This window comes from Pseudomonas sp. AC532 (assembly GCF_979258965.1).
Genome location: NZ_OZ409888.1, coordinates 2,800,374 through 2,820,383, shown reverse-complemented (window position 1 = coordinate 2,820,383; position 20,010 = coordinate 2,800,374). Strand labels below are relative to the sequence as shown.

18 protein-coding genes are annotated in these 20,010 nt (G+C 64.7%); 8 read left to right on the top strand and 10 right to left on the bottom strand.

Annotated features, from left to right (window positions below; all coding sequences use genetic code 11):
- Positions 1-105 precede the first annotated feature (105 nt).
- From argB to coaBC, 4 genes are all read right to left on the bottom strand, one after another.
- Positions 106-1,011 (bottom strand): acetylglutamate kinase, encoded by a 906-nt coding sequence (argB, locus tag ACZ0AV_RS13310; protein ID WP_499151460.1) that lies wholly within the window; start codon positions 1,009-1,011, stop codon positions 106-108.
- Positions 1,012-1,035: 24 nt separating this feature from the next.
- A complete protein-coding gene (algC, locus tag ACZ0AV_RS13305) occupies positions 1,036-2,427 on the bottom strand; it encodes a phosphomannomutase/phosphoglucomutase (protein ID WP_499153361.1) in 1,392 nt (463 codons plus the stop codon).
- 1,209 nt (positions 2,428-3,636) lie between these two features.
- Positions 3,637-4,092, bottom strand: coding sequence for a dUTP diphosphatase (dut, locus tag ACZ0AV_RS13300; protein WP_499151459.1), 456 nt, complete (start codon positions 4,090-4,092; stop codon positions 3,637-3,639).
- A 28-nt stretch (positions 4,093-4,120) separates the two neighbouring features.
- Positions 4,121-5,329 (bottom strand): bifunctional phosphopantothenoylcysteine decarboxylase/phosphopantothenate--cysteine ligase CoaBC, encoded by a 1,209-nt coding sequence (gene coaBC / locus ACZ0AV_RS13295; RefSeq protein ID WP_499151458.1) that lies wholly within the window; start codon positions 5,327-5,329, stop codon positions 4,121-4,123.
- 175 nt (positions 5,330-5,504) lie between these two features.
- Between coaBC and radC the strand changes: the two genes are divergently transcribed.
- Complete coding sequence (gene radC, locus ACZ0AV_RS13290) at positions 5,505-6,179, top strand: RadC family protein (RefSeq protein ID WP_499151457.1); 675 nt, start codon at positions 5,505-5,507, stop codon at positions 6,177-6,179.
- Between the two features lie 39 nt (positions 6,180-6,218).
- Here the strand turns inward: radC and ACZ0AV_RS13285 are convergent, their stop codons facing one another.
- Both ACZ0AV_RS13285 and ACZ0AV_RS13280 read right to left on the bottom strand, forming a co-directional pair.
- Entirely contained in the window at positions 6,219-7,583 is a 1,365-nt protein-coding gene (locus ACZ0AV_RS13285) for an esterase-like activity of phytase family protein (protein ID WP_499151456.1), read from the bottom strand.
- Positions 7,584-7,693: 110 nt separating this feature from the next.
- Positions 7,694-9,271: an ABC transporter substrate-binding protein gene (locus tag ACZ0AV_RS13280; protein WP_499151455.1), complete on the bottom strand. Its 1,578-nt coding sequence runs from the start codon at positions 9,269-9,271 to the stop codon at positions 7,694-7,696.
- 380 nt (positions 9,272-9,651) lie between these two features.
- On the opposite strand from ACZ0AV_RS13280, the gene rpmB reads away from it, so the two are divergent.
- Together rpmB and rpmG are read left to right on the top strand one after the other, a co-directional pair.
- Complete coding sequence (gene rpmB, locus ACZ0AV_RS13275) at positions 9,652-9,888, top strand: 50S ribosomal protein L28 (RefSeq protein WP_042553582.1); 237 nt, start codon at positions 9,652-9,654, stop codon at positions 9,886-9,888.
- A gap of 10 nt (positions 9,889-9,898) precedes the next feature.
- On the top strand, positions 9,899-10,054 hold the full coding sequence (rpmG, locus tag ACZ0AV_RS13270; RefSeq protein ID WP_013793373.1) for a 50S ribosomal protein L33: 156 nt from the start codon (positions 9,899-9,901) through the stop codon (positions 10,052-10,054).
- Positions 10,055-10,126: 72 nt separating this feature from the next.
- Here rpmG and ACZ0AV_RS13265 read toward each other — a convergent pair whose 3' ends face one another.
- Both ACZ0AV_RS13265 and ACZ0AV_RS13260 read right to left on the bottom strand, forming a co-directional pair.
- Positions 10,127-12,505, bottom strand: coding sequence for a penicillin acylase family protein (locus tag ACZ0AV_RS13265; RefSeq protein WP_499151454.1), 2,379 nt, complete (start codon positions 12,503-12,505; stop codon positions 10,127-10,129).
- A gap of 128 nt (positions 12,506-12,633) precedes the next feature.
- Positions 12,634-13,206: a DUF6436 domain-containing protein gene (locus ACZ0AV_RS13260; protein WP_499151453.1), complete on the bottom strand. Its 573-nt coding sequence runs from the start codon at positions 13,204-13,206 to the stop codon at positions 12,634-12,636.
- Between the two features lie 122 nt (positions 13,207-13,328).
- Between ACZ0AV_RS13260 and bipL the strand changes: the two genes are divergently transcribed.
- A complete protein-coding gene (bipL, locus tag ACZ0AV_RS13255; RefSeq protein WP_499151452.1) occupies positions 13,329-14,261 on the top strand; it encodes a phospholipase BipL in 933 nt (310 codons plus the stop codon).
- Between the two features lie 2 nt (positions 14,262-14,263).
- Here the strand turns inward: bipL and ACZ0AV_RS13250 are convergent, their stop codons facing one another.
- The gene (locus ACZ0AV_RS13250) at positions 14,264-14,995 is read right to left on the bottom strand and encodes a hypothetical protein (protein ID WP_499151451.1); all 732 of its coding nucleotides are present in this window, start codon (positions 14,993-14,995) and stop codon (positions 14,264-14,266) included.
- Between the two features lie 82 nt (positions 14,996-15,077).
- Between ACZ0AV_RS13250 and ACZ0AV_RS13245 the strand changes: the two genes are divergently transcribed.
- Positions 15,078-15,701, top strand: a complete 624-nt coding sequence (locus tag ACZ0AV_RS13245; protein WP_499151450.1) for a 2OG-Fe(II) oxygenase — start codon at positions 15,078-15,080, stop codon at positions 15,699-15,701.
- A gap of 77 nt (positions 15,702-15,778) precedes the next feature.
- Here the strand turns inward: ACZ0AV_RS13245 and serA are convergent, their stop codons facing one another.
- On the bottom strand, positions 15,779-17,008 hold the full coding sequence (gene serA / locus ACZ0AV_RS13240) for a phosphoglycerate dehydrogenase (protein WP_499151449.1): 1,230 nt from the start codon (positions 17,006-17,008) through the stop codon (positions 15,779-15,781).
- 183 nt (positions 17,009-17,191) lie between these two features.
- On the opposite strand from serA, the gene ACZ0AV_RS13235 reads away from it, so the two are divergent.
- The 3 genes from ACZ0AV_RS13235 (at position 17,192) to ACZ0AV_RS13225 (ending at position 19,965) form a co-directional block, all read left to right on the top strand.
- Entirely contained in the window at positions 17,192-18,583 is a 1,392-nt protein-coding gene (locus ACZ0AV_RS13235; RefSeq protein WP_499151448.1) for a D-2-hydroxyglutarate dehydrogenase, read from the top strand.
- 21 nt (positions 18,584-18,604) lie between these two features.
- On the top strand, positions 18,605-19,270 hold the full coding sequence (locus ACZ0AV_RS13230; RefSeq protein WP_499151447.1) for a fumarylacetoacetate hydrolase family protein: 666 nt from the start codon (positions 18,605-18,607) through the stop codon (positions 19,268-19,270).
- A 347-nt stretch (positions 19,271-19,617) separates the two neighbouring features.
- Complete coding sequence (locus tag ACZ0AV_RS13225) at positions 19,618-19,965, top strand: NirD/YgiW/YdeI family stress tolerance protein (protein ID WP_225837211.1); 348 nt, start codon at positions 19,618-19,620, stop codon at positions 19,963-19,965.
- Positions 19,966-20,010 lie beyond the last annotated feature (45 nt).

Here is a 20,010-nt window from a genome sequence, read left to right as displayed (position 1 = left end):
CTTGCGCCACTTGGCAGTCAGAGCCGGTAAAGCCGCTGCAAAGCGAATGCTGTAGATATGAAAACGCCGGCTGCGAAGCCGGCGTTTTGTGTGTTCAGGCAGCTATCAGACGCGTTTGCGGTTGCTGATCATGGTGCCGTTGCCGATATCGGTGAAAATCTCCAGCAGCACCGCGTTCGGCACCCGGCCGTCGATGATGTGCGAACTGTTCACGCCACCCTGCACCGCCTCCAGCGCGCACTTGATCTTTGGCAGCATGCCGCCATAAATGGTGCCGTCGGCGATCAGCTCATTGACCTGCTCGGTGCTCAGCCCGGTGAGTACTACGCCCTGCTTGTCCATCAGGCCGGCGATGTTGGTCAGCAGCATCAGCTTCTCGGCTTTCAGCGCTTCGGCCACCTTGCCGGCAACCAGGTCGGCGTTGATGTTGTAGGACTCACCCTTGGGGCCCACGCCAATCGGCGCGATCACCGGAATGAAGTCGCCCTTGACCAACATGTTCAGCAGGTCGGTATTGACCCCGGTGACTTCACCAACGTGGCCGATATCGATGATTTCCGGCTGGGTCATCTCTGGCGTCTGGCGGCTGACGGTGAGCTTCCTGGCGCGGATCAGCTCGGCATCCTTACCCGTCAGGCCGATGGCGCTGCCGCCATGGCTGTTGATCAGGTTGACGATGTCCTTGTTGACCTTGCCGCCAAGCACCATCTCCACCACATCCATGGTCTGTGCGTCGGTGACGCGCATACCATCGATGAAGTGGCTTTCGATCGACAGGCGCTTGAGCAGATCACCGATCTGCGGGCCGCCACCGTGCACCACCACCGGGTTGATGCCGACGGCCTTCATCAGCACGATGTCACGGGCGAAGCCGGTCTTCAGCTCGTCGCTTTCCATGGCGTTGCCGCCGTATTTGATCACCAGGGTCTTGCCAACGAAGCGACGGATGTACGGCAGTGCTTCGGACAGTACCTTGGCGACGTTGGTGGCGGCATCACGCTCTAGGGTCATGCGGGGGCTCCAGTGCTGGGCGGATCAGAACGGTAGTTTGACATCGGGCGCGACGAGGTGCATCTGGGCGCGGAACAGCTCCTGGATGCGCTCCAGTTCCGCCTGGTTCTCCGCTTCGAAGCGCAGCACCAGAACCGGGGTGGTGTTGGACGCACGCACCAGGCCCCAGCCTTTCGGGTAGTCGACGCGCACACCGTCGAGGTTGGTGACGCTGCCTTCGCCCCACTGGCCTTCACGCTGCAGGCGCTCGACGATCGGGAACTTGGTCTGCTCGGTCACCTGGATGTTGATTTCCGGGGTCGACACGTCGTCCGGGAAGGCGGCGAATACCTGTTCGGCGGTGCGCTTGTCCTGGCTGAGAATCTCCAGCAGGCGGGCAGCGGCGTAGATGCCGTCGTCGAAACCGAACCAGCGTTCCTTGAAGAACACGTGCCCGCTCATTTCGCCGGCCAGCAGGGCACCGGTTTCCTTCATTTTCTTCTTGATCAGCGAGTGACCGGTCTTCCACATCACCGGGCGGCCGCCGTAGCCGCTGATCAGCGGGGTCAGGCGGCGGGTGCATTTGACGTCGAAGATGATGTCCGCGCCAGGGTTGCGCGAGACCACGTCCTTGGCGAACAGCATCAGCAGGCGGTCCGGGTAGACGATGGCGCCGGTGTTGGTGACCACGCCGACGCGGTCGCCATCGCCGTCGAACGCCAGGCCGATGTCGGCCTTGTGTTCCTTGACCTTGGCGATCAGGTCGACCAGGTTTTCGGGCTTGCCCGGGTCCGGATGGTGGTTGGGGAAGTTGCCGTCCACGTCGCAGAACAGCGGGATGACCGTGCAGCCCAGTGCTTCGATCAGCTGCGGGGCGATCACGCCTGCCGCGCCGTTGCCACAGTCGACCACCACGCGCAGCGGCTTGGCCATGGCGATGTCGCTGCGGATCTGTTCCAGGTAGCGCGGCAGCAGGTCGACGGCCTCGACGCTGCCTTCACCGCTGGCCAGGTCATTGTTGTCGATACGGTTCTTGAGGGCCTGGATCTGTTCGTTGGCCAGGGTGTCGCCGGCGATGACGATCTTGAAGCCGTTGTAGTCCGGCGGGTTGTGGCTGCCGGTGAGCATCACCGCGGATTTGCCGGTCAGCACGTGGGCGGCGTAGTACACCACCGGGGTCGGTACCATACCGACATCACTGACCTGGCAACCGCTGTCGACCAGGCCATTGATCAGTTGCTGCACCAGCGTCGGGCCGGACAGGCGACCGTCACGGCCGACCGATACGTTGGGTTCGCCTTCGGCCAGGCTCTGCGAGCCGATGGCGCGGCCGATCCAGTACGCGGTTTCCGGGGTCAGGCCTGCGCCCACCACGCCGCGAATGTCATAGGCACGGAAAATGTCTGCTGGAAGTTTCGGGGCTTGCGGCGCGGTCATGGTCGGGGTCTGCTCCAGTCCCAGGAGATCCTGGTCATCATCGAGAATGTCGATATCGAGGATATCGGTGTCTTGAAACAGCGGATTCACGAAATCCGCAGGCTTGGCCGCGGTGCCGCCAACGGGGTGCGGGTTGCGCTCCGGTTCCGGGCGAACGGCCACGGTTTCCGAGGCGCGACGTGGCAGTCTGCTCAGGTGCTGCGCCAGGTCATGCAGGGCGGGCAGGCTCAAGCTGAAGGCTTTGACGGCTTTGCCCGCAGAGAGTTCTTTGACCAGTTGGGTCAATTGCGATGCGTCGCTTTCGAGGCGCTGGTGCAGGCGCCGGTTGACCAGGTAGAGCCCGGCCAGCGCACCGATCAGCGCCACCAGCAGGGCGAGCGCCAAGAGCGCGAGCGACAGCCCTCCCGCCCCGAGGCTGGCGGCTGGCGTGAAGTTCAGGGTCCAGTGCGGGTTGCCGGTCGCGAACGCCTGGGCATCGCCCGTGGCCTGGCCGCGCTGGGTCAGCACCTGGGCCGCGCCAGCATCGAAACGCTGCACCAGTTGCACCTGGCCGACGTCTGCTGGCAGCGGTGGCAGGCTGGCGAGCACGCGGTTGAGATCGACTGCCAGCAGCAGCGTGCCGAGCATCGGCTGGGTATCGTCCTGGCGCACCGGGGCGACACTGTAGGCCAGCCAGCGCTCGCCCACGCGGTATGCCTCGACGGCGGGAGCCTGGCCGCTTTCCAGGCGGCGCAGCATGTCCAGCGCGGCGAAGTTCATCGGCGCCGCGCGGCTGCTGTCCGGCACCGCCTGGCCAGTGAGGTTGAGTTGGGCATCGACCACGCCGTTCCAGTAACGCAAGTCGTTCTCGGCGGTGCGCAGCTGCGTTTCGTCGCCGCTTTGCAGGGCTTGCGACAGCGCAGGGTTGCGGGCCGCTGCGAGGGTGTCGGCGCTCAGCTGCTGGAGTGCTTGCTGCACGCTGGCGGCCTGGCTGGCGCCCCAGGCCTGGGTAAGTTGCTGCTGCTGCAACTGTTGGGCCGGGCTGATGGCCATGACCCACAGCAGGGCGCCGGCCAGGGCCACGCCGAGTGCCGCGACGCAGGCGCCCGGCAGCAGGTCGGCGCTGGCCGCGGCGCTTGGCCGGGAGGCGTTCTGCGAGTCGCCGGGGCGTTCTTCCTTGGGGGCGCGTTTGAAGCCTTTCATCAGACGTCTCCTGGCGATGGGTATGCGTCAGTGGCTACCGGAATGGCCGAAACCACCCGCGCCGCGCTCGCTGTCGTCGAATTCCTCGACCACCTCGAAACGCGCCTGGACGACCGGTACCAGCACCAACTGGGCGATGCGTTCGCCGATGGCCATCTTGAAGGCGCTGCTGCCGCGGTTCCAGCACGACACCATCAGCTCGCCCTGGTAGTCGGAGTCGATCAGGCCGACCAGGTTGCCGAGCACGATGCCGTGCTTGTGGCCCAGCCCCGAGCGCGGCAGGATCAGTGCCGCGAGGCCCGGGTCGGCGATATGAATCGCCAGGCCGGTCGGGATCAGCACGGTCTGGCCCGGTTCGAGGGTCAGGTCTTCCTTGAGCATGGCACGCAGGTCGAGGCCTGCCGAACCTGGCGTGGCATAGGCCGGCATGGGGAAGTCGTTACCGAGGCGCGGGTCGAGAATCTTGGCTTGTAGGGCATGCATGGGGGGATCGGGTATCCGTGCTGTGAGGTCAGGGGGTCGGCTGGTGCGCGGCGATGAAACTCACCAGCTGCCGGGCTATCTTGCCCTTGCTGGTCTGCGCGAAGCTGCTCTGCTGCAGGCCGCGATCGATGATGGTGATCGCGTTGTCTTCGCTGTTGAAACCGATGCTGGGATTGGCGACGTCGTTGGCGACGATCAGGTCGAGGTTCTTGTCCTTGAGTTTGCGCGAGGCGTACTCAAGGAGATTCTCGGTCTCGGCCGCGAAGCCGACGCTGAAGGGCCGGTCGTCGCGGTGGGCGAGCGTGGCGAGAATGTCCGGGTTGCGCACCATCTGCAACAGCAGGCCATCGCCGCTGTTGGGGTCTTTCTTCAATTTGTGCTGGGCGACGACTTCCGGGCGATAGTCGGCGACGGCTGCCGCCGCGATGAGAATGTCGCAGGGCATGGCCGCTTCGCAGGCGGCGAGCATGTCGCGGGCGCTGACCACATCGATGCGGTTGACCCGGTCTGGCGTCGGCAGGTGCACCGGGCCGCTGATCAGGGTGACTTTGGCACCGGCTTCCACGGCGGCTTCGGCGAGGGCGAAGCCCATCTTGCCGGAGCTGTGGTTGGTGATGTAACGCACCGGATCGATGTTTTCCTGGGTCGGGCCGGCAGTGATCAGCACGTGCTTGCCGGTCAGTGCCCGGTGCTCGAAGCAGTCGGCGGCCAGCTGCGCCAGGTCATCGGCCTCGAGCATGCGGCCGACGCCGACGTCACCGCAGGCCTGGCTGCCGGATGCCGGGCCGAACAGGCGCAGGCCACGTGCGCGCAGCGTGTCGGCGTTGGCCTGGGTGGCCGGGTCGCGCCACATCGCCTGGTTCATCGCCGGGGCGAGGGCGACGGGCGCATCGGTGGCCAGCACCAGGGTGGTCAGCAGGTCATCGGCCACGCCTTGCGCCAGGCGCGCCATCAGGTCGGCGGTGGCCGGCGCGATCAGCACCAGGTCGGCCCAGCGCGCCAGCTCGATATGGCCCATGGCGGCTTCGGCCGCAGGGTCGAGCAGATCCTGATGCACCGGGTGACCGGACAGCGCCTGCAGGGTCAGCGGGGTGATGAACTCGCGACCGCCCTGGGTCATGACCACGCGCACTTCGGCGCCCTGGTCCTTGAGTCGGCGAACCAGTTCGGCGCTCTTGTACGCCGCGATTCCACCACCCACGCCGAGGATGATGCGTTTGCGATACAGCCGCTGCATAAGGTTGCCTTTGTCGTGTGTAGTTACAGACGCAGATGCCCGAGACCTCCCCAGGCCCGGTACCCTGCGAAAAACCGGGCTACGATAGCACAGCGGCAGCAGGCGAGCAGTGGCGCGCCGCGGCAGGCCTTTGCGGCTGGTGCAGGTGGCTGAACTGGAGCGACAGGGAGCGTCTATGAGCATTCGTGAATGGCCTGCGGCAGAGCGTCCGCGGGAGAAACTACTGGCCCAGGGGGCCGCCAGCCTGACCGACGCGGAACTGCTGGCGATCTTCCTGCGTACCGGCGTGGTGGGGCAGAGCGCCGTCGACCTGGCGCGCCATCTGCTCGCCGACTTCGGCAGCCTGCGCGCCCTGCTGCAGGCCGACCTGCCGTCATTCAGCCAGCGCCTGGGCCTGGGGCCGGCCAAGTTCGCCCAGCTGCAGGCGGTGCTGGAAATGGGGCGCCGACACCTTGCCGAACAACTGCGCCGTGATTCCGCGCTGGAGAGTCCCCAGGCGGTACGCGACTACCTCAAGGCCCTGCTGCGCCACGAGCCCCACGAGGTGTTCGGCTGCCTTTTCCTCGATGCCAAACACCGCGTGCTGGCGTTCGAGGCGCTGTTCCAGGGTTCCATCGACAGCGCCAGCGTGTACCCGCGGCAGGTGGTCAAACGCGCCCTGGCGCACAATGCCGCGGCCTTGATCCTGACCCATAACCACCCCTCCGGCGTTGCCGAGCCGAGCCAGGCCGACCGGGTGCTGACCCAGCGCCTTAAGGATGCGCTGGCGCTGGTCGAGGTGCGCATCCTCGATCACTTCATCGTCGGTGATGGCGAGCCGCTGTCGATGGCCGAGCACGGCTGGCTGTAGCCCGTCCGAGCTGTAGCTGCGCTTGGCCATGGCCGACCGCTAGCGAGCCTTGAGCAGCTCGGCGGCCTCGAGCAAGACCATTTCACTGTCGTCGGCCCGGTTTGGCTCGCGGCTGCTGGAGAACGGCAGGTTGTTGTCGTTGCCGACCACGATGTGCCGGTCATCGACGATGTCGACGTTCTCGATGGTGAAGAACGGAAAGCTCAATACGCCGTCGTTCAGCGGCTTGCGGGCCAGGCCTTGCGGGTCCTGGATGGCGAGCAGGTCGATGTAACCGACCTTGCGTACCGGCTGGCCCACGTTACTGTCGTCGAACACCACCTTGTAGACACGTTTGAAGCGCGCGAGATCGGCAAAGCAGGTACTGCCCTTTTCGCCGGCCGGACAGGCCTTGTCGGCCGTGCCTTCGCCGTTGTCTCGCTCGATGACCAGGCCGCTGTCGACATCGATCATGTTGAAGTCGCCGATGGCGTGGCCTGGCTGCTCCAGGGGATAGAGCCAGTGGCGCCCCGTCCAGGCCTCTTGCTTCACGTCGAATTCGACCATGCGCAACACGCTCTTTCCATCCTGTTGTTCTGCACCGTTGCTGGTTGCGTCCCACAAGGGGCCTTCGAGTAGTGCATAGAGCTTGCTGCCGTCGCTGGAGGCCGCCATGCCTTCCAGACCCTTGGAACGACGCACTTCGAAATTCATCGGCTCGGCAGGCCAGCCAGGCAGCTTGACCGCGGGGTTGTCGGGCGAGCGTACCGGTTTGCCCGCTATCTCCGCGTCGAACACCTTCTGCACCCGGCCCCGCAGGTCGGTTTTGATCACATAGGGGCCGAACTCGTCGCCGATCCAGATTGCATCACCCGCGAACTGGAAACTCTCGGGGTCGAAATCAGCGCCCGCCAGGTAGCGCGCTTGGGTGCCTTCGTGAACGATTCGAAATGGCACCTTCTTGTCCGGGTCGCTGAGAAATACCGTTGCCAGCCGCTTGAATTCGCCTGACTGGAAGTCCACGTCGTAGTGGTTGAGGTAGAGCATCGAGTCGGCGGAATTGGCCTTGCTGCCAAAGCCGTTGTCGGTGAGCACCCAGAAACTGCCGTCCGGCATGTGCTTGATCCCCGAGTGGCCCTGCAGCGGCTGGCCTTCGAAGGGCAGGAACATCCCCGTGGGGCGGTTGGCTGATAATCCTTCGACGCTACCGATTTTCTCGGTGCGTTGGCCGTTGGGAAATTTGCCGCTGACCGCGAAATCGGCTGGTGCATCTGCCGGCGGGTTCACGAAACTGGCGGCCGGCAGCACCGCGTGCCCGGCCAGTGTCGCCGGATAGGCGGGGCCGGCGGCCTGCCCGTGGGAGGCGAGCGGAACGCAGCAAAGGGTGGTGACTAGCAGCTTGAGAACACTGGTATTGAAACGCATGGCCTGACGATCCCCGTCGGTAAACAGCGGACAGGGTGCGGCAGGCGTATGTCAGCGCTATGACATGCGCCTGCTGCGCGCGGGCGTGGAGCGCAGGTGTGTGGCCGTGTTCAAGGCTGCAGGCTGACGTTGGAAAAATCCTGGCGGCCAAACGGGCTCACGCTATAGCCCTCTACACCTTTGCGAATCAGCGCATAAGCCGTTGGGTGGGCCAGCGGCAGCCACAGTGCCTGTTCCTGGATGATCGCCTGGGCATCCTTATAAAGTGCGCTGCGCTTGTCCTGGTCGCTGACTGTCTTGCCGTCGGCGATCAGCGTGTCGAGCTTGGCGTCGCAGTAACGGGCGAAATTAAGGCCAGATTCCACCGAGGCGCAGGAAAACTGCGGGGTCAGGAAGTTATCGGGGTCGCCGTTGTCGCCCGCCCAGCCCATGAATAGCAGGTCGTGTTCGCCTGCCTTGGCGCGACGAATCAATTCACCCCATTCGATCACGCGGATCTGCGCCTTGATGCCGATTTCGGCGAGGTCGGCCTGCAGCAGCTGGGCGCCCAGGCTCGGGTTGGGGTTGAGCACGCTGCCTGAAGGGCGAGTCCAGATGGTCGTGCTGAAGCCGTCGCCCAGGCCGGCTTGCTTCAGCAGGTCGCGGGCTTTCTGCGGGTCATGGGCGTAGCCCGGCAGGCCGCTCGCGTAGCTCCAGGTGTTCGGCGGATATGGGCCGCTGGCCGGCTCGGCGCTGTCCTCGAATACCGCCTTGAGGTAGCTGGCCTTGTCGAACGCCAGGTTGATGGCCTGGCGTACGGCCGGCTTGTCGAGCGGCGGGTGCTGGCTGTTGATGGCGACGAAAGCGGTCATGAAGGCTGCGGTCTTCACGGTGGCGAGGTTGGCGTCCTGGGCGGCGGCATGGACGTCCATCGGTTTCGGCGACAGGGCGATGTGGCACTCGCCGCGGCGCAGTTTCTGCAGGCGCACGTTGGCATCCGGGGTGATGGCAAACACCATGGCATCGACCTTCGGCTTGCCGGCGAAGTAGTTGGCGTTGGCCTCGTAACGCACGGCGGCGTCCTTCTGGAAGCGCTTGAGCACGAACGGCCCGGTGCCGATCGGCTGGCTGTTGAGCTTTTCCCGAGTGCCGGCCTTGAGCAGCTTATCTGCGTATTCGGCGGAATAGATGGAGGCGAAGCCCATGCTCAGGGTGGCGAGGAAGGTCGCGTCCGGCTTGTTGAGGGTGATGCGCACGCCGTGGGCGCCGACTTTCTCGACCGACTTGACCAACTCTGGCCACTGCATGGATTGGGCGTGGGGATAGCCGCTGGTGGCGCTGTCGTGCCAGGCGTGATCGGCGTCGAGCATGCGGTGGAAACTGAACAGTACGTCGTCGGCCTCCAGCGGGCGGCTGGGTTGGAAGTAGTCGGTACGGTGGAACTGCACGTCGGGGCGCAGGGTGAAGCTATAGACGAGGCCATCGTCCGACACCGTCCACTCGCTGGCCAGGCTCGGCACCAGCTTGCCGCTGGCAGCGTCGAAATCCACCAGGCGGTTCATCAGCACGTCGGCCGAAGCGTTGGTGGTGGTCAGGGCGTTGTACTGCACCACGTCGAAGCCGTCTGGGCTGGCTTCCGTGCAGACGCTGAGGGTGGCAGCCTGGGCAAACAGCGGGGCGATGAGCAGCGGCAAGAGGGCGAGGCGCATGGGAGACTCCTGAGCGGGGCGGCGCGCATCCGGCGGGCCGTCGAATGGAAAACGCGGACTTGGGGGGCGCGTTGACGCGTGACTGGAGACACTAAGCGATAAGTCGCGGGTGAACAATGTATCGTGGCGACGAGTGGTGGGTGCCGGGCATGCCCGCGACGCAGGGCTGGTGTGCCCCGAGGCGGCATTTAAAGTGCACTCGCGCTTGTTGCTCTCTGGGCTTTCTGGTATAAAGCAGCGCTCTTTTCTAGGGGCCCGGTTGCTTGATTGCGATCTATCGCCGGTAAGACCCTGAAGAAACGCGGCGCCCAGCGCCGAAAAACAGAGATTAAGCGGCCAACCCATGCCGGGTTGGGCATGTGGTTTTAGAGGGCTGAGGTATGTCGAGAGTCTGTCAAGTTACCGGTAAGGGTCCGGTAACCGGGAATAACATTTCCCATGCAAACAACAAAACCCGTCGTCGTTTCCTGCCGAACCTGCAGCATCACCGCTTCTGGGTCGAGTCTGAAAACCGCTTCGTGCGTCTGCGTCTTACCGCTAAAGGTATGCGCATCATCGACAAGCGTGGTATTGACGTAGTTCTGGCCGAGCTTCGTGCTCGCGGCGAAAAGGTCTAAGGAGACTGTCATGCGTGAACTGATCCGTTTGGTGTCCAGTGCCGGTACCGGCCACTTCTACACCACCGACAAGAACAAGCGCACCACCCCGGACAAGATCGAGATCAAGAAATATGATCCGGTCGTCCGTAAGCACGTTGCCTACAAGGAAGCCAAGATCAAGTAATTGATCGGCGACCCTGTTGAAAAAGCCCGCCCATGGCGGGCTTTTTCATGCCCGGGATTTGCCGGGGCAGCATCAGGGAGCCGGCTGCAGGCGAAGTGTGCTGCGCGTGTGTGCGCTGACGTCCTCGGCACTCAGGTGCTGGGGCACGTAGCCACCTTCAATGAAGCGCTGGGCCTGGTCGCGGTAGTGGCGGTCGAAGGGGACGCCGCTCTGGCCAAGCGGGTTGATGCCCAGGCTGCGGCTGGCGTCGGCCAGGTCGACCAGGCGGCGCGTCGAAGGGCCGTGCCCCACCGGCCAGGGCGCGCTGGATAGGCGATGCGAGAGGTTGTTGGGGGTTTCGTGGCCGCCCGGCGCCACCATCGGTCCCACGTTGAGCAGCGCATCCAGCGGCCATTGCACGCCAAGCGGGTGCGGGTGGGTGAGGGTGTGCGCCAGGCCCCATTGCCAGTGCTCGCGGTTCTCGCCCAGGGTCGTGCGCAGGTGCTGCAGGGTCGCCTGCCAGGCTTGAGCCACGGCCTCGGCGCGGCTGCGCGGCTGGCCGTCTGCTGTCGCCCACCAGGGTGATTGCGGGTCGGCGGCAAGGCGCGGCAAGGCGCTGTCGATCATCCGCGTCGCCAGCAACTGTTCGAAGGCAGCCTGGCCAAGCCGCTCGGCCATCGCCACGCGGCTCAGTTCGTAGGCCAACTGGTTGAACAGGGTGGCGGCTAGCGAATCCACGGGGTGATCGCCCGTCCAGGTAGCCAGTGTTTCCACCAACTGGCGCTGCTGCTCGTCGGCGGCGGCTGCGCGCAGGTCGCCGAGGATCGGCGCCAGCACGCGTGGCCCATAAGCGGTGCCGGTTTCCAGCTGCAGCGCCTGGCTGTTGTGCAGGTCCCAGCGTACTGCAGGGTCGGCCAGGTGCTGGTTGAGACGCTGGCCACGCTCCGGCGGGTTGTAGTAGCCGGGAATTGCCGGCCCGTCGGGCGACAGAGGCTGAAAGTTGGCCGAGACGATGTAGCCGCGCGGTGGGTTCTCTTCCTGGGGGTTGGCGCTGAACGGGTAGAAACCCGGCTTGTCGGCAGAGCCGTTGCTGCCGTCGAGAATGAATGCCGGGTTCACCCCTGCCGGCCGCCTGGGCAATTTCGCGGCGGCCCACCAGGCGATATCGCCGCTGGCGTTGGCCCACACCAGATTGAGGCCCGGGGCATGGATGCGCTCTGCGGCAGCGCGGCCTTTCTCCAGGGTGTCGGCGCGGTTCAGCCGGTAGAAGGCGTCGAGCAACGGGTTTTCGGTTTCCAGAAAGGCCCACCACAAGGCAATGGGCGTGCTGCCGGCAGTATCGCCCAGTGCAGCGTTGATGATCGGCCCGTGGGGTGAGCGACGCAGCACCAGGGTGACCGGTTCGCCATCCTTGACCTGGATGACCTCTTCACGCCGCTGCAGGTCGACCCACTGGCTCTGGTACCAGACCTGCTCGGGGTTGTGCGGGTTGCTGCGCTCGGCGATCAGGTCCATGTCGTCATTCTGGAACATGGTCAGGCTCCAGGCGAAATCACGGTTGTGGCCGAGAAAGGCGACCGGGGTGGCCGGCTGATGGTGACCGTACAGCTCGAAGCCCGGGTATGTGAGGTGCGCTTCGTACCAGACCGACGGCACGGAGAAGCGAATGTGCGGGTCGCCGGCCAGCAGCGGCTTGCCGCTGGCGGTGCGTGCGCCGGATACCGCCCAGGCATTGCTGCCCTCGAATTGCGGTAAGCCGTGGTCGGCCGCGGCCTGGCGGCTGAGCAGCGCGAGGTGTTCGAGCATCTGCCAGTCTTCCGTGCCGAGGGCCGTGTCGATTACCCCCTCGGGGTGCCAGTCGATGTCGAAGATCCTCAGGTAGTCGCTGCCCAGCTCATCGCGGATGCGGGTCAGCAGCGGCTCGCTGCGCAGTGCTGCGGCAAAGCTGTAGGCCAGGTAGCCGGCGATGGACAGCGTATCGGCCGCGGTGAACGGGCGCTTTTCGATGCCCAACAGGTCGAACTCCAGCGGCGCCGGGCGGCTGTCCTGATACTGGTTGATGCCGTCGAGGTAGGCGGCGAGCGCCTTCGCGTGCGGGCTGTCGGCGTCCAGCGCCTGGGCCTGCTGGTCGGCGCGCACGCGGATTTCCAGGCTGCGGAACAGGCGGTCGGTTGGCAGCAGTTTGGCGCCGAGAATCTGCGCCAGTTCGCCGCGGGCCAGGCGGCGCAGCATTTCCATCTGGAACAGGCGGTCCTGGGCCTGTACGAAGCCCAGGGCGCGGTACAGGTCGGCTTCGTTCTGCGCCTCGATGTGCGGCACGCCGCGTTCGTCATAGCGGACCTGCACCGGCGCATTCAGGCGCTCCAGTGTAAGCTGGCCGTCTCGCACGGGCTGTTTGCCGTGCAGGTACCAGGCGCCGCCACCCGCTGCTGCGAGCAAGGCGACGAACAGAGTGATGACGAGGCGTTTCATGGGCCGGTGCTGTCCTTGTCTCTACGCGGGCGCCCATGCTGCGAGCAATCGGCGGCGACTGCAAGGCGGCCGACTCAGGACGTGACGCGGGCCTGGCAGGCTTTCTATCTACCTTGCACAGCCGTGCATCAGCGTGGCCGCCAAGCGCAGAAACAGCCGCTGGCCAGGTTGTTGCTGGCCACCACCACGCGGCCATCGAGTAGCGCATCGAGTATCGGTTCGATGAAGCTGTTGTCGGCCTTGCAGGTGAAACCGCTGCTGTACGGGCCGAAATAGGCCAGTTCGCCGCGCCGGTCCCATATCGCCACCGCCGGGCTGGCGGGCAGCTGATCACTGCCGGCCACTCCGGCAAGCGGATGCAGGCCGTTCAGGGGGCCAGGCAACGCCGCATCGCTGCCTGGCGTGCGGACGACATGAAAACTGACGCCGCGCGCCGCATAGTGAGCCATGAGGTCGGCGAGGTGCTGCTGGTTACCGACGTTGCAGGGGCAGGCCGGGTCCCAGAAATGCACCACGCGGATATCCCCGGCCCCGGCCAGGCTTGCCGGGAGCCGCAGTTCGGCGCCGTGGAACAGGGTGGCGCGCTCATCGAACGCGCGCAGGTAACGGGCCTCGAACCACCAGAAGGCGGCGGCCAGGGCAGCCAGCCAGGTAGCGGCGATCAGCCAGGCGAGCAGGGTGGTGCGGCGGGAACGGGCCATGCTGGCAGCTTCCGTTGAACAGTGCGTTGGCTTGCCATGGCGAGCCTGGCAGCGGAATATCGCTACTGTACCGGCTGCCCAACGCGGCGACGCTGCCATGCATCAATGAGTCGATAGCCCAGATGTCCGACACCTTCGAGCCTCAATCCCTTGTCGCCAGCCTGCGCCCCCTGGCCAGTGCGGCGTTGCTGTCGCCTGCCGAGCTGGCGTACCGGCAGTTCTACGGGTTCGTGCCCCAGGACGCCGTGGAGAGTCGCCTGGGCTGGTTCGAGGTCGAGGGCTACCGGATCGCCGCGCAGGTGTGGACACCCGTTGCCCCGCGCGCGACCTTGCTGGTGCTGCACGGCTATTACGACCACAGCGCGTTGTACCGCCACGTCATCGAGTGGGGCCTGCAGATGGGTTTCGCGGTGCTTACCGTGGACCTGCCCGGCCATGGACTGTCCAGCGGTCTGCGGGCCAGCATCAACGATTTCGCCGAATACCAGGCCGTGCTGCGCGCGGCGTTGCAGCAGGCCGAGGCCTTGCACCTGCCGCAGCCGGTGCACCTGTGCGGGCAGAGCACCGGCGGGGCGATCCTGATCGATTACCTGCTCAACGACACGCCGCTGGATACGGTGGGCGAGACCATTCTGCTGGCACCGCTGGTACGTCCCCGGCGCTGGAACTGGTCACAGCTCAGCTATCGCCTGCTGCGTCGCTTCGTGCAGGAGATTCCGCGGCGCTTCAGCGAAAACTCCAGTGACCTGGAGTTTCTCGACTTCCTGCGCAACCGCGACCCGCTGCAGCCCAAGGTGGTGCCAACGGTCTGGGTCGGCGCGCTGAGCCAGTGGGTGCCGCGCATCGAAAATGCCCGGCGCAGCACGCGCAGCCCGCTGATCATCCAGGGCGAAGCGGACATGACGGTGGACTGGCGACACAACCTCGGCGTGCTGCAGAGCAAGTTCAGCGCGCCGCGCATCCTGCGTTTACCCGAGGCTCGTCATCACCTGGCCAATGAGGTGGCGCCGCTTCGTCTGCGCTATTTCGATTACCTGGGTGAACAGCTGGGCTGAGTTTACTGGCCGACGGCCAGCCCGGCGCGGATCGCCGTCAGCGCTGCCTTGTAGTAGGCGGCGCCTTGAGGGGACTGCGCGAAGGTCACGAATTCCTCCAGTTCTGGATCGGACAATCCGCGGTAAACGTGCAGCAAGGTGTTGTCCAGATCCTTGTCGATCTGCGCCATCAGGCGCTGCCGCTGGCCATCGAGCAAGCCCTGAGCGGTACCGCCACCGAGCAGGCCGGGAATCATCTGGCTGAGGCTGTCGGCGGCGACGCCGGCCAGGGCCAGGCTGATTTCCGCGCCGGCTTCGCTGGCTGGCAGTGCCTGGGCCAGGTGGCGGATCAGCAGGCGGCGCGTGGCGTCGGCCTCGCTGAGCGGCAGGCCGTCGGCATACTTGGCCAGTTGATCGGGGCGCGTGGCGAGCAGTTCCGCCTCGACGATCTTGCGGCCCAGCGGCGACTCGAAGAACGCCAGGGCCGGCTGCGGGTCTGCCAGGTTGTCGCGCAGGCTGCGTTCGGCACGCTGGTCCATCGCGCTGGCGGCGAAACGCTGATTGCTATTGCTGACCAGTGCCTGATAGACCGCCGGCGGCAGGCTGTCACGGTAGCGGGCCTGGGCGGCGCTGAGGGCATCGCTGAAGTGCGCGCGTTGCTGCGGCCAGCCGGCTTTCTCGTACAGCTCGGCATAGGGCTCGGCCATCGCCGGCAAGCTCAGGAGCAACAACAGAAAACAACACAACGCGCGCATAAGGACTCCTGTCTGGGACGGCTATTTTCGGCAGCCAGGTGGAGCTTGTCGAGGTGTACTCGACACAGGGTAGAATCTGGCCATGACAACCGACCTTTCCGAATCGCTGCTGAGCCGCATCATCGATGACCTTGCCGAATTCGGATGGTCGTTGCAAACCCAGTTCGCCCCCCAGTCTATGACTCGGCAACTGGCCGAAGAGTGCCGCCAGCGTATCGCCCAAGGCACCCTGGCGCCTGCTGGCACCGGGCGGGGCAACGCCGTGGCGGTGCGCGAGGGCACCCGGGGTGATCACATCCAGTGGCTGGAGGCCGGGCAGTCGCCGGCCTGCGATGGCTACCTGCAGTTGCTTGACGAATTGCGCGTGGCGATCAACCAGAATCTCTACCTGGGCCTGGCCGACTATGAAAGCCACTTCGCCTTTTATCCGCCGGGGGCGTTTTATCTCAAGCACCTGGACCGCTTTCTCGATGACGACCGGCGCGCAGTGTCCGCCGTGCTGTACCTCAACGACGACTGGCAGGCCGAAGAAGGTGGCGTGCTGCGCTTGTACCTCGCCGATGGCCAGGTGCGCGACGTGATCCCCGAGGCCGGCACGCTGGTGGTGTTCCTGTCCTCCGATGTGCCCCATGAGGTGCTTCCAGCCAGCCGCGACCGCCTGTCGCTGACCGGCTGGTTCCGTCGGCGCGGCGACGGCCCGCTCTGAGTTCCAGCCGTGGGCGGCATGGCCGCAGGGCATGAAAAAGGGAGGCCGAGGCCTCCCTTTTCTGTGGCTGCGAGCGCTTAGAACAGCACGCGGCTGCGGATGGTGCCGTTGACCTGCTGCAGCTTTTCCAGGGCCAGGTCCGAGTACTCGGCATCGACGTCGATGACCACGTAACCGACCTTCTCGTTGGTCTGCAGGTACTGGCCGGAGATGTTGATGCCGTTGTCGGCGAACACCTTGTTGATCTCGCTCATCACGCCCGGGACGTTGGCGTGGATGTGCAACAGGCGGTGCTTGCCCGCATGCGCCGGCAGCGCCACTTCCGGGAAGTTGACCGACGACACCGAGGTGCCGTTGTCGCTGTACTTGACCAGCTTCTCGGCCACTTCCAGGCCAATGTTGGCCTGGGCTTCGGCGGTGGAACCACCGATGTGCGGCGTCAGGATCACGCGGTCAAGGCCGCGCAGCGGGCTCTCGAACACATCGTCGTTGGACTTCGGCTCGACCGGGAACACGTCGATGGCGGCGCCGATCAGGTGCTCGTCCTTGATCGCGGCCGCCAGGTGGTCGAGCTCGACCACGGTGCCGCGGGCAGCGTTGATCAGGATCCCGCCCTTCTTCATGGCGCGGATTTCCTTCTCGCCGATCATCCACTGGGTGGACGCCAGCTCGGGCACGTGCAGGGAAACGATGTCGCACATGCCCAGCAGGTCGTGCAGCTTGCCGATCTGCTGTGCGTTGCCCAGCGGCAGCTTGGTTACCACGTCGTAGAAGAACACCTGCATGCCCAGGCCCTCGGCAAGTACCGACAGCTGGGTGCCGATCGAGCCGTAGCCGACGATGCCAAGCTTCTTGCCGCGGATCTCGAAGGAGTTGGCTGCCGACTTGATCCAGCCACCACGGTGGCAGGAGGCGTTCTTCTCGGGGATGCCGCGCAGCAGCAGGATGGCCTGCGCCAGCACCAGCTCGGCGACCGAACGGGTATTGGAATACGGCGCGTTGAACACGGCGATGCCGCGCTCGCGGGCAGCGTTCAGGTCGACCTGGTTGGTGCCGATGCAGAAGCAGCCGACGGCGACCAGCTTCTTGGCGCAATCGAAGATCTCTTCGGTCAGCTGGGTGCGCGAGCGGATGCCGATGAAATGCGCGTCGGCGATCTTGGCCTTCAGCTCCTCGCCGGACAGCGCGGTCTTGAGGTACTCGATGTTGGTGTAACCGGACGCCTTCAGGGTATCCACTGCGTTCTGGTGGACGCCTTCAAGAAGAAGGAACTTGATCTTGCTCTTGTCGAGAGAGGTCGTGCTCATCGGAGTACCTGTTGTCCCACTAAATTAAGTGTCAGGAGAAGTATCGGCGCTGGCGCCAATGGGCCGGCAGATCGCTGGGAAGCGTGATTTGCGGGGGGCATATGCTAGCATGGCTTCCCTTTTCCTTGCGCGGTTGCGACCTGAACGGTTCTCAGGGCGACCATGAATGTTTCGAGAGTTGAAATGACCGATCACCTGCCGATTGAAGAACTCAAAACCCTGGTCGAGCCCGGTAAGGTGCTGACCGACGCCGCGTCCCTGGAAACCTACGGCAAGGACTGGACCAAGCATTACGCGCCGGCGCCCACCGCCATCGTGTTTCCGAAGACCATCGAGCAGGTGCAGGCCATCGTCCGTTGGGCCAATGCCCACAAGATCGCCCTGGTACCTTCGGGCGGTCGTACCGGGCTGTCGGCGGCAGCCGTAGCCGCCAATGGCGAGGTGGTGGTGTCGTTCGACTACATGAACCAGATCCTCGACTTCAACGCATCCGATCGCACCGTGGTCTGCCAGCCGGGCGTGGTCACTGCCGCTCTGCAGCAGTTCGCCGAGGACAAGGGGCTTTACTACCCGGTGGACTTCGCCTCCGCCGGTTCCAGCCAGATCGGCGGCAACATCGGCACCAACGCCGGTGGCATCAAGGTGATCCGCTACGGTTTGACACGCAACTGGGTGGCCGGCCTGAAAGTGGTCACCGGCACCGGCGAGCTGCTCGAACTGAACAAGGACCTGATCAAGAACGCCACCGGTTATGACCTGCGCCAGCTGTTCATCGGCGCCGAAGGCACGCTGGGTTTCGTGGTCGAGGCGACCATGCGCCTTGATCGCGCGCCGCGCAACCTCACCGCCATGGTGCTCGGCACGCCGGATTTCGAGTCGATCATGCCGGTGTTGCACGCCTTTCACGGCAAGCTCGACCTCACCGCCTTCGAGTTCTTCTCCGACAAGTGCCTGGACAAGATCCTCGGTCGTGGCGACATTCCGGCTCCTTTCGAAAGCCGCACGCCGTTCTACGCCCTGCTGGAATTCGAAGCCGTCAATGAAGACGTGGCCAACGCTGCCCTGGCGACCTTCGAACATTGCGTCGAACAGGGCTGGGTGCTCGATGGCGTGATGAGCCAGAGCGAGCAACAGCTGCGGAACCTGTGGAAACTGCGCGAGTACATCTCCGAGACCATCAGCCACTGGACGCCTTACAAGAACGACATCTCGGTGACGGTCAGCCAGGTGCCGGCGTTCCTGGCCGATATCGATACCATCGTGTCCGGCAGCTACCCCGATTTCGAAGTGCTCTGGTACGGCCATATCGGCGACGGCAACCTGCACCTGAACATCCTCAAGCCCGACGCGCTGAGCAAGGAAGACTTCTTCGCCAAGTGCGCGACCGTCAACACCTGGGTCTTCGAGACCGTCGAAAAGTACAACGGCTCGATCTCCGCCGAGCACGGCGTGGGCATGACCAAGCGTGATTACCTGGAATACAGCCGCTCACCGGCAGAAATCGCCTACATGCGAGCGGTCAAGGCGGTCTTCGACCCCAACGGCATCATGAACCCAGGCAAGATCTTCAACTGATCCCCGGACCAAGGAGCGACCATGAGCTACCAGCACCAGTACATCGATGGCACCCGAATCCACTTCCCGATGGGCAAGGTGGTGTGCGTGGGCCGTAACTACGCCGAACACGCCAAGGAACTCAACAACCCGCTGCCGACCGAGCCGATGCTATTCATCAAACCCGGTAGCTGCGTGGTGCCGCTCGAGGGTGGCTTCAGCATTCCCGAAGACCGTGGGTCGGTGCATTACGAAGTGGAAATCGCCGTGCTGATCGGCAAGCCGCTGTCGCGCAAGCCGAGCGAGGATGAAGTGCGCGACGCCATTTCCGGCTTCGCCCCGGCTCTGGACCTGACCCTGCGTGACGTGCAGACCAAGCTCAAGGATAAGGGCCACCCGTGGGAGCCGGCCAAATCGTTCGACGGCGCCTGCGTGCTCGCGCCGTTCGTGCCGGGTGACGCGATCGAGGACCTGGCCGGCATCGGCATCCGTTTGACCATCAATGGTGACGTGCGCCAGGACGGCATCAGCGGCGACATGATTTTCGCGATCGTGCCGGTGATCCAGGAAATGGCCGGCAATTTCAGCCTGCAGCCTGGCGACGTGATCCTCACCGGCACCCCCGCCGGCGTCGGTCCGTTGTACAAGGGCGATGAGCTGGTACTGGACCTGGTCGACCACTCCAGCTTCGCCAGCCGGGTCATCTGACAAGACCGCTGAATGGCGATAGCGGACGCTCACCTGATCGTTCCTCACGCTTTGCGTAGGAACGCCTTCCGGGACGCTCTGCATCCGATGTCGAACACACCGGCAAGCCTAAGGGCGCGCAGAACGCCCTAGGCTGGGCTCCCACGCAGGAGCGTGGGGGCGATCAGTGCCGGTGATTTGGCGGGCGTGGCGCGCTCCTACACGTCGCAGCGCGGGCAACGCATCACCTGCGTCGCCCGGCTCATTCATCTGTTTGCAATTAAGCTTCGGTTAAGGCGGCTTTAAGGCTGGCTTCAGCTCGGCGCCTTAACCTGACCCCGTCATCTACAGATAGAGGGTCATCCCACATGAAAGCTCCCGCACTCGCACTGTTGCTCGTTCCGCTGTTCTCTTCCGCTGCCATGGCTGCCGGTTATACCGGCCCGGGCCAGGTCGCTCAGGTCACCACCGTCGAGCAGGCGCTGAAAGCCGGCGACGATACCCCAGTGGTCCTGCAGGGCCAGATCGTCAAGCGCCTGCAGGACGAACTGTATGAGTTCAAGGACGCCACCGGCACCATCCACGTTGAAATCGACGACGAAGACTGGCCGCCGCAGGCCATTTCCGAGAAGGCCACCGTCAAGCTGACCGGTGAAGTCGACAAGGATCTGACCAGCCGCGAAATCGATGTCGACATCGTCGAACTGGTGAAATAACCGGCGCGCTGTTAGCGTGCCACCACTGCACTGATGGCCGCCTCC

Coding starts and splice junctions, on each gene's coding strand:
- argB (WP_499151460.1), bottom strand. CDS start 1,011: ATGACCCTAGAGCGTGATGCCGCCACCAACGTCGCCAAGGTACTGTCC.
- algC (WP_499153361.1), bottom strand. CDS start 2,427: ATGACCGCGCCGCAAGCCCCGAAACTTCCAGCAGACATTTTCCGTGCC.
- dut (WP_499151459.1), bottom strand. CDS start 4,092: ATGCATGCCCTACAAGCCAAGATTCTCGACCCGCGCCTCGGTAACGAC.
- coaBC (WP_499151458.1), bottom strand. CDS start 5,329: ATGCAGCGGCTGTATCGCAAACGCATCATCCTCGGCGTGGGTGGTGGA.
- radC (WP_499151457.1), top strand. CDS start 5,505: ATGAGCATTCGTGAATGGCCTGCGGCAGAGCGTCCGCGGGAGAAACTA.
- ACZ0AV_RS13285 (WP_499151456.1), bottom strand. CDS start 7,583: ATGCGTTTCAATACCAGTGTTCTCAAGCTGCTAGTCACCACCCTTTGC.
- ACZ0AV_RS13280 (WP_499151455.1), bottom strand. CDS start 9,271: ATGCGCCTCGCCCTCTTGCCGCTGCTCATCGCCCCGCTGTTTGCCCAG.
- rpmB (WP_042553582.1), top strand. CDS start 9,652: ATGTCGAGAGTCTGTCAAGTTACCGGTAAGGGTCCGGTAACCGGGAAT.
- rpmG (WP_013793373.1), top strand. CDS start 9,899: ATGCGTGAACTGATCCGTTTGGTGTCCAGTGCCGGTACCGGCCACTTC.
- ACZ0AV_RS13265 (WP_499151454.1), bottom strand. CDS start 12,505: ATGAAACGCCTCGTCATCACTCTGTTCGTCGCCTTGCTCGCAGCAGCG.
- ACZ0AV_RS13260 (WP_499151453.1), bottom strand. CDS start 13,206: ATGGCCCGTTCCCGCCGCACCACCCTGCTCGCCTGGCTGATCGCCGCT.
- bipL (WP_499151452.1), top strand. CDS start 13,329: ATGTCCGACACCTTCGAGCCTCAATCCCTTGTCGCCAGCCTGCGCCCC.
- ACZ0AV_RS13250 (WP_499151451.1), bottom strand. CDS start 14,995: ATGCGCGCGTTGTGTTGTTTTCTGTTGTTGCTCCTGAGCTTGCCGGCG.
- ACZ0AV_RS13245 (WP_499151450.1), top strand. CDS start 15,078: ATGACAACCGACCTTTCCGAATCGCTGCTGAGCCGCATCATCGATGAC.
- serA (WP_499151449.1), bottom strand. CDS start 17,008: ATGAGCACGACCTCTCTCGACAAGAGCAAGATCAAGTTCCTTCTTCTT.
- ACZ0AV_RS13235 (WP_499151448.1), top strand. CDS start 17,192: ATGACCGATCACCTGCCGATTGAAGAACTCAAAACCCTGGTCGAGCCC.
- ACZ0AV_RS13230 (WP_499151447.1), top strand. CDS start 18,605: ATGAGCTACCAGCACCAGTACATCGATGGCACCCGAATCCACTTCCCG.
- ACZ0AV_RS13225 (WP_225837211.1), top strand. CDS start 19,618: ATGAAAGCTCCCGCACTCGCACTGTTGCTCGTTCCGCTGTTCTCTTCC.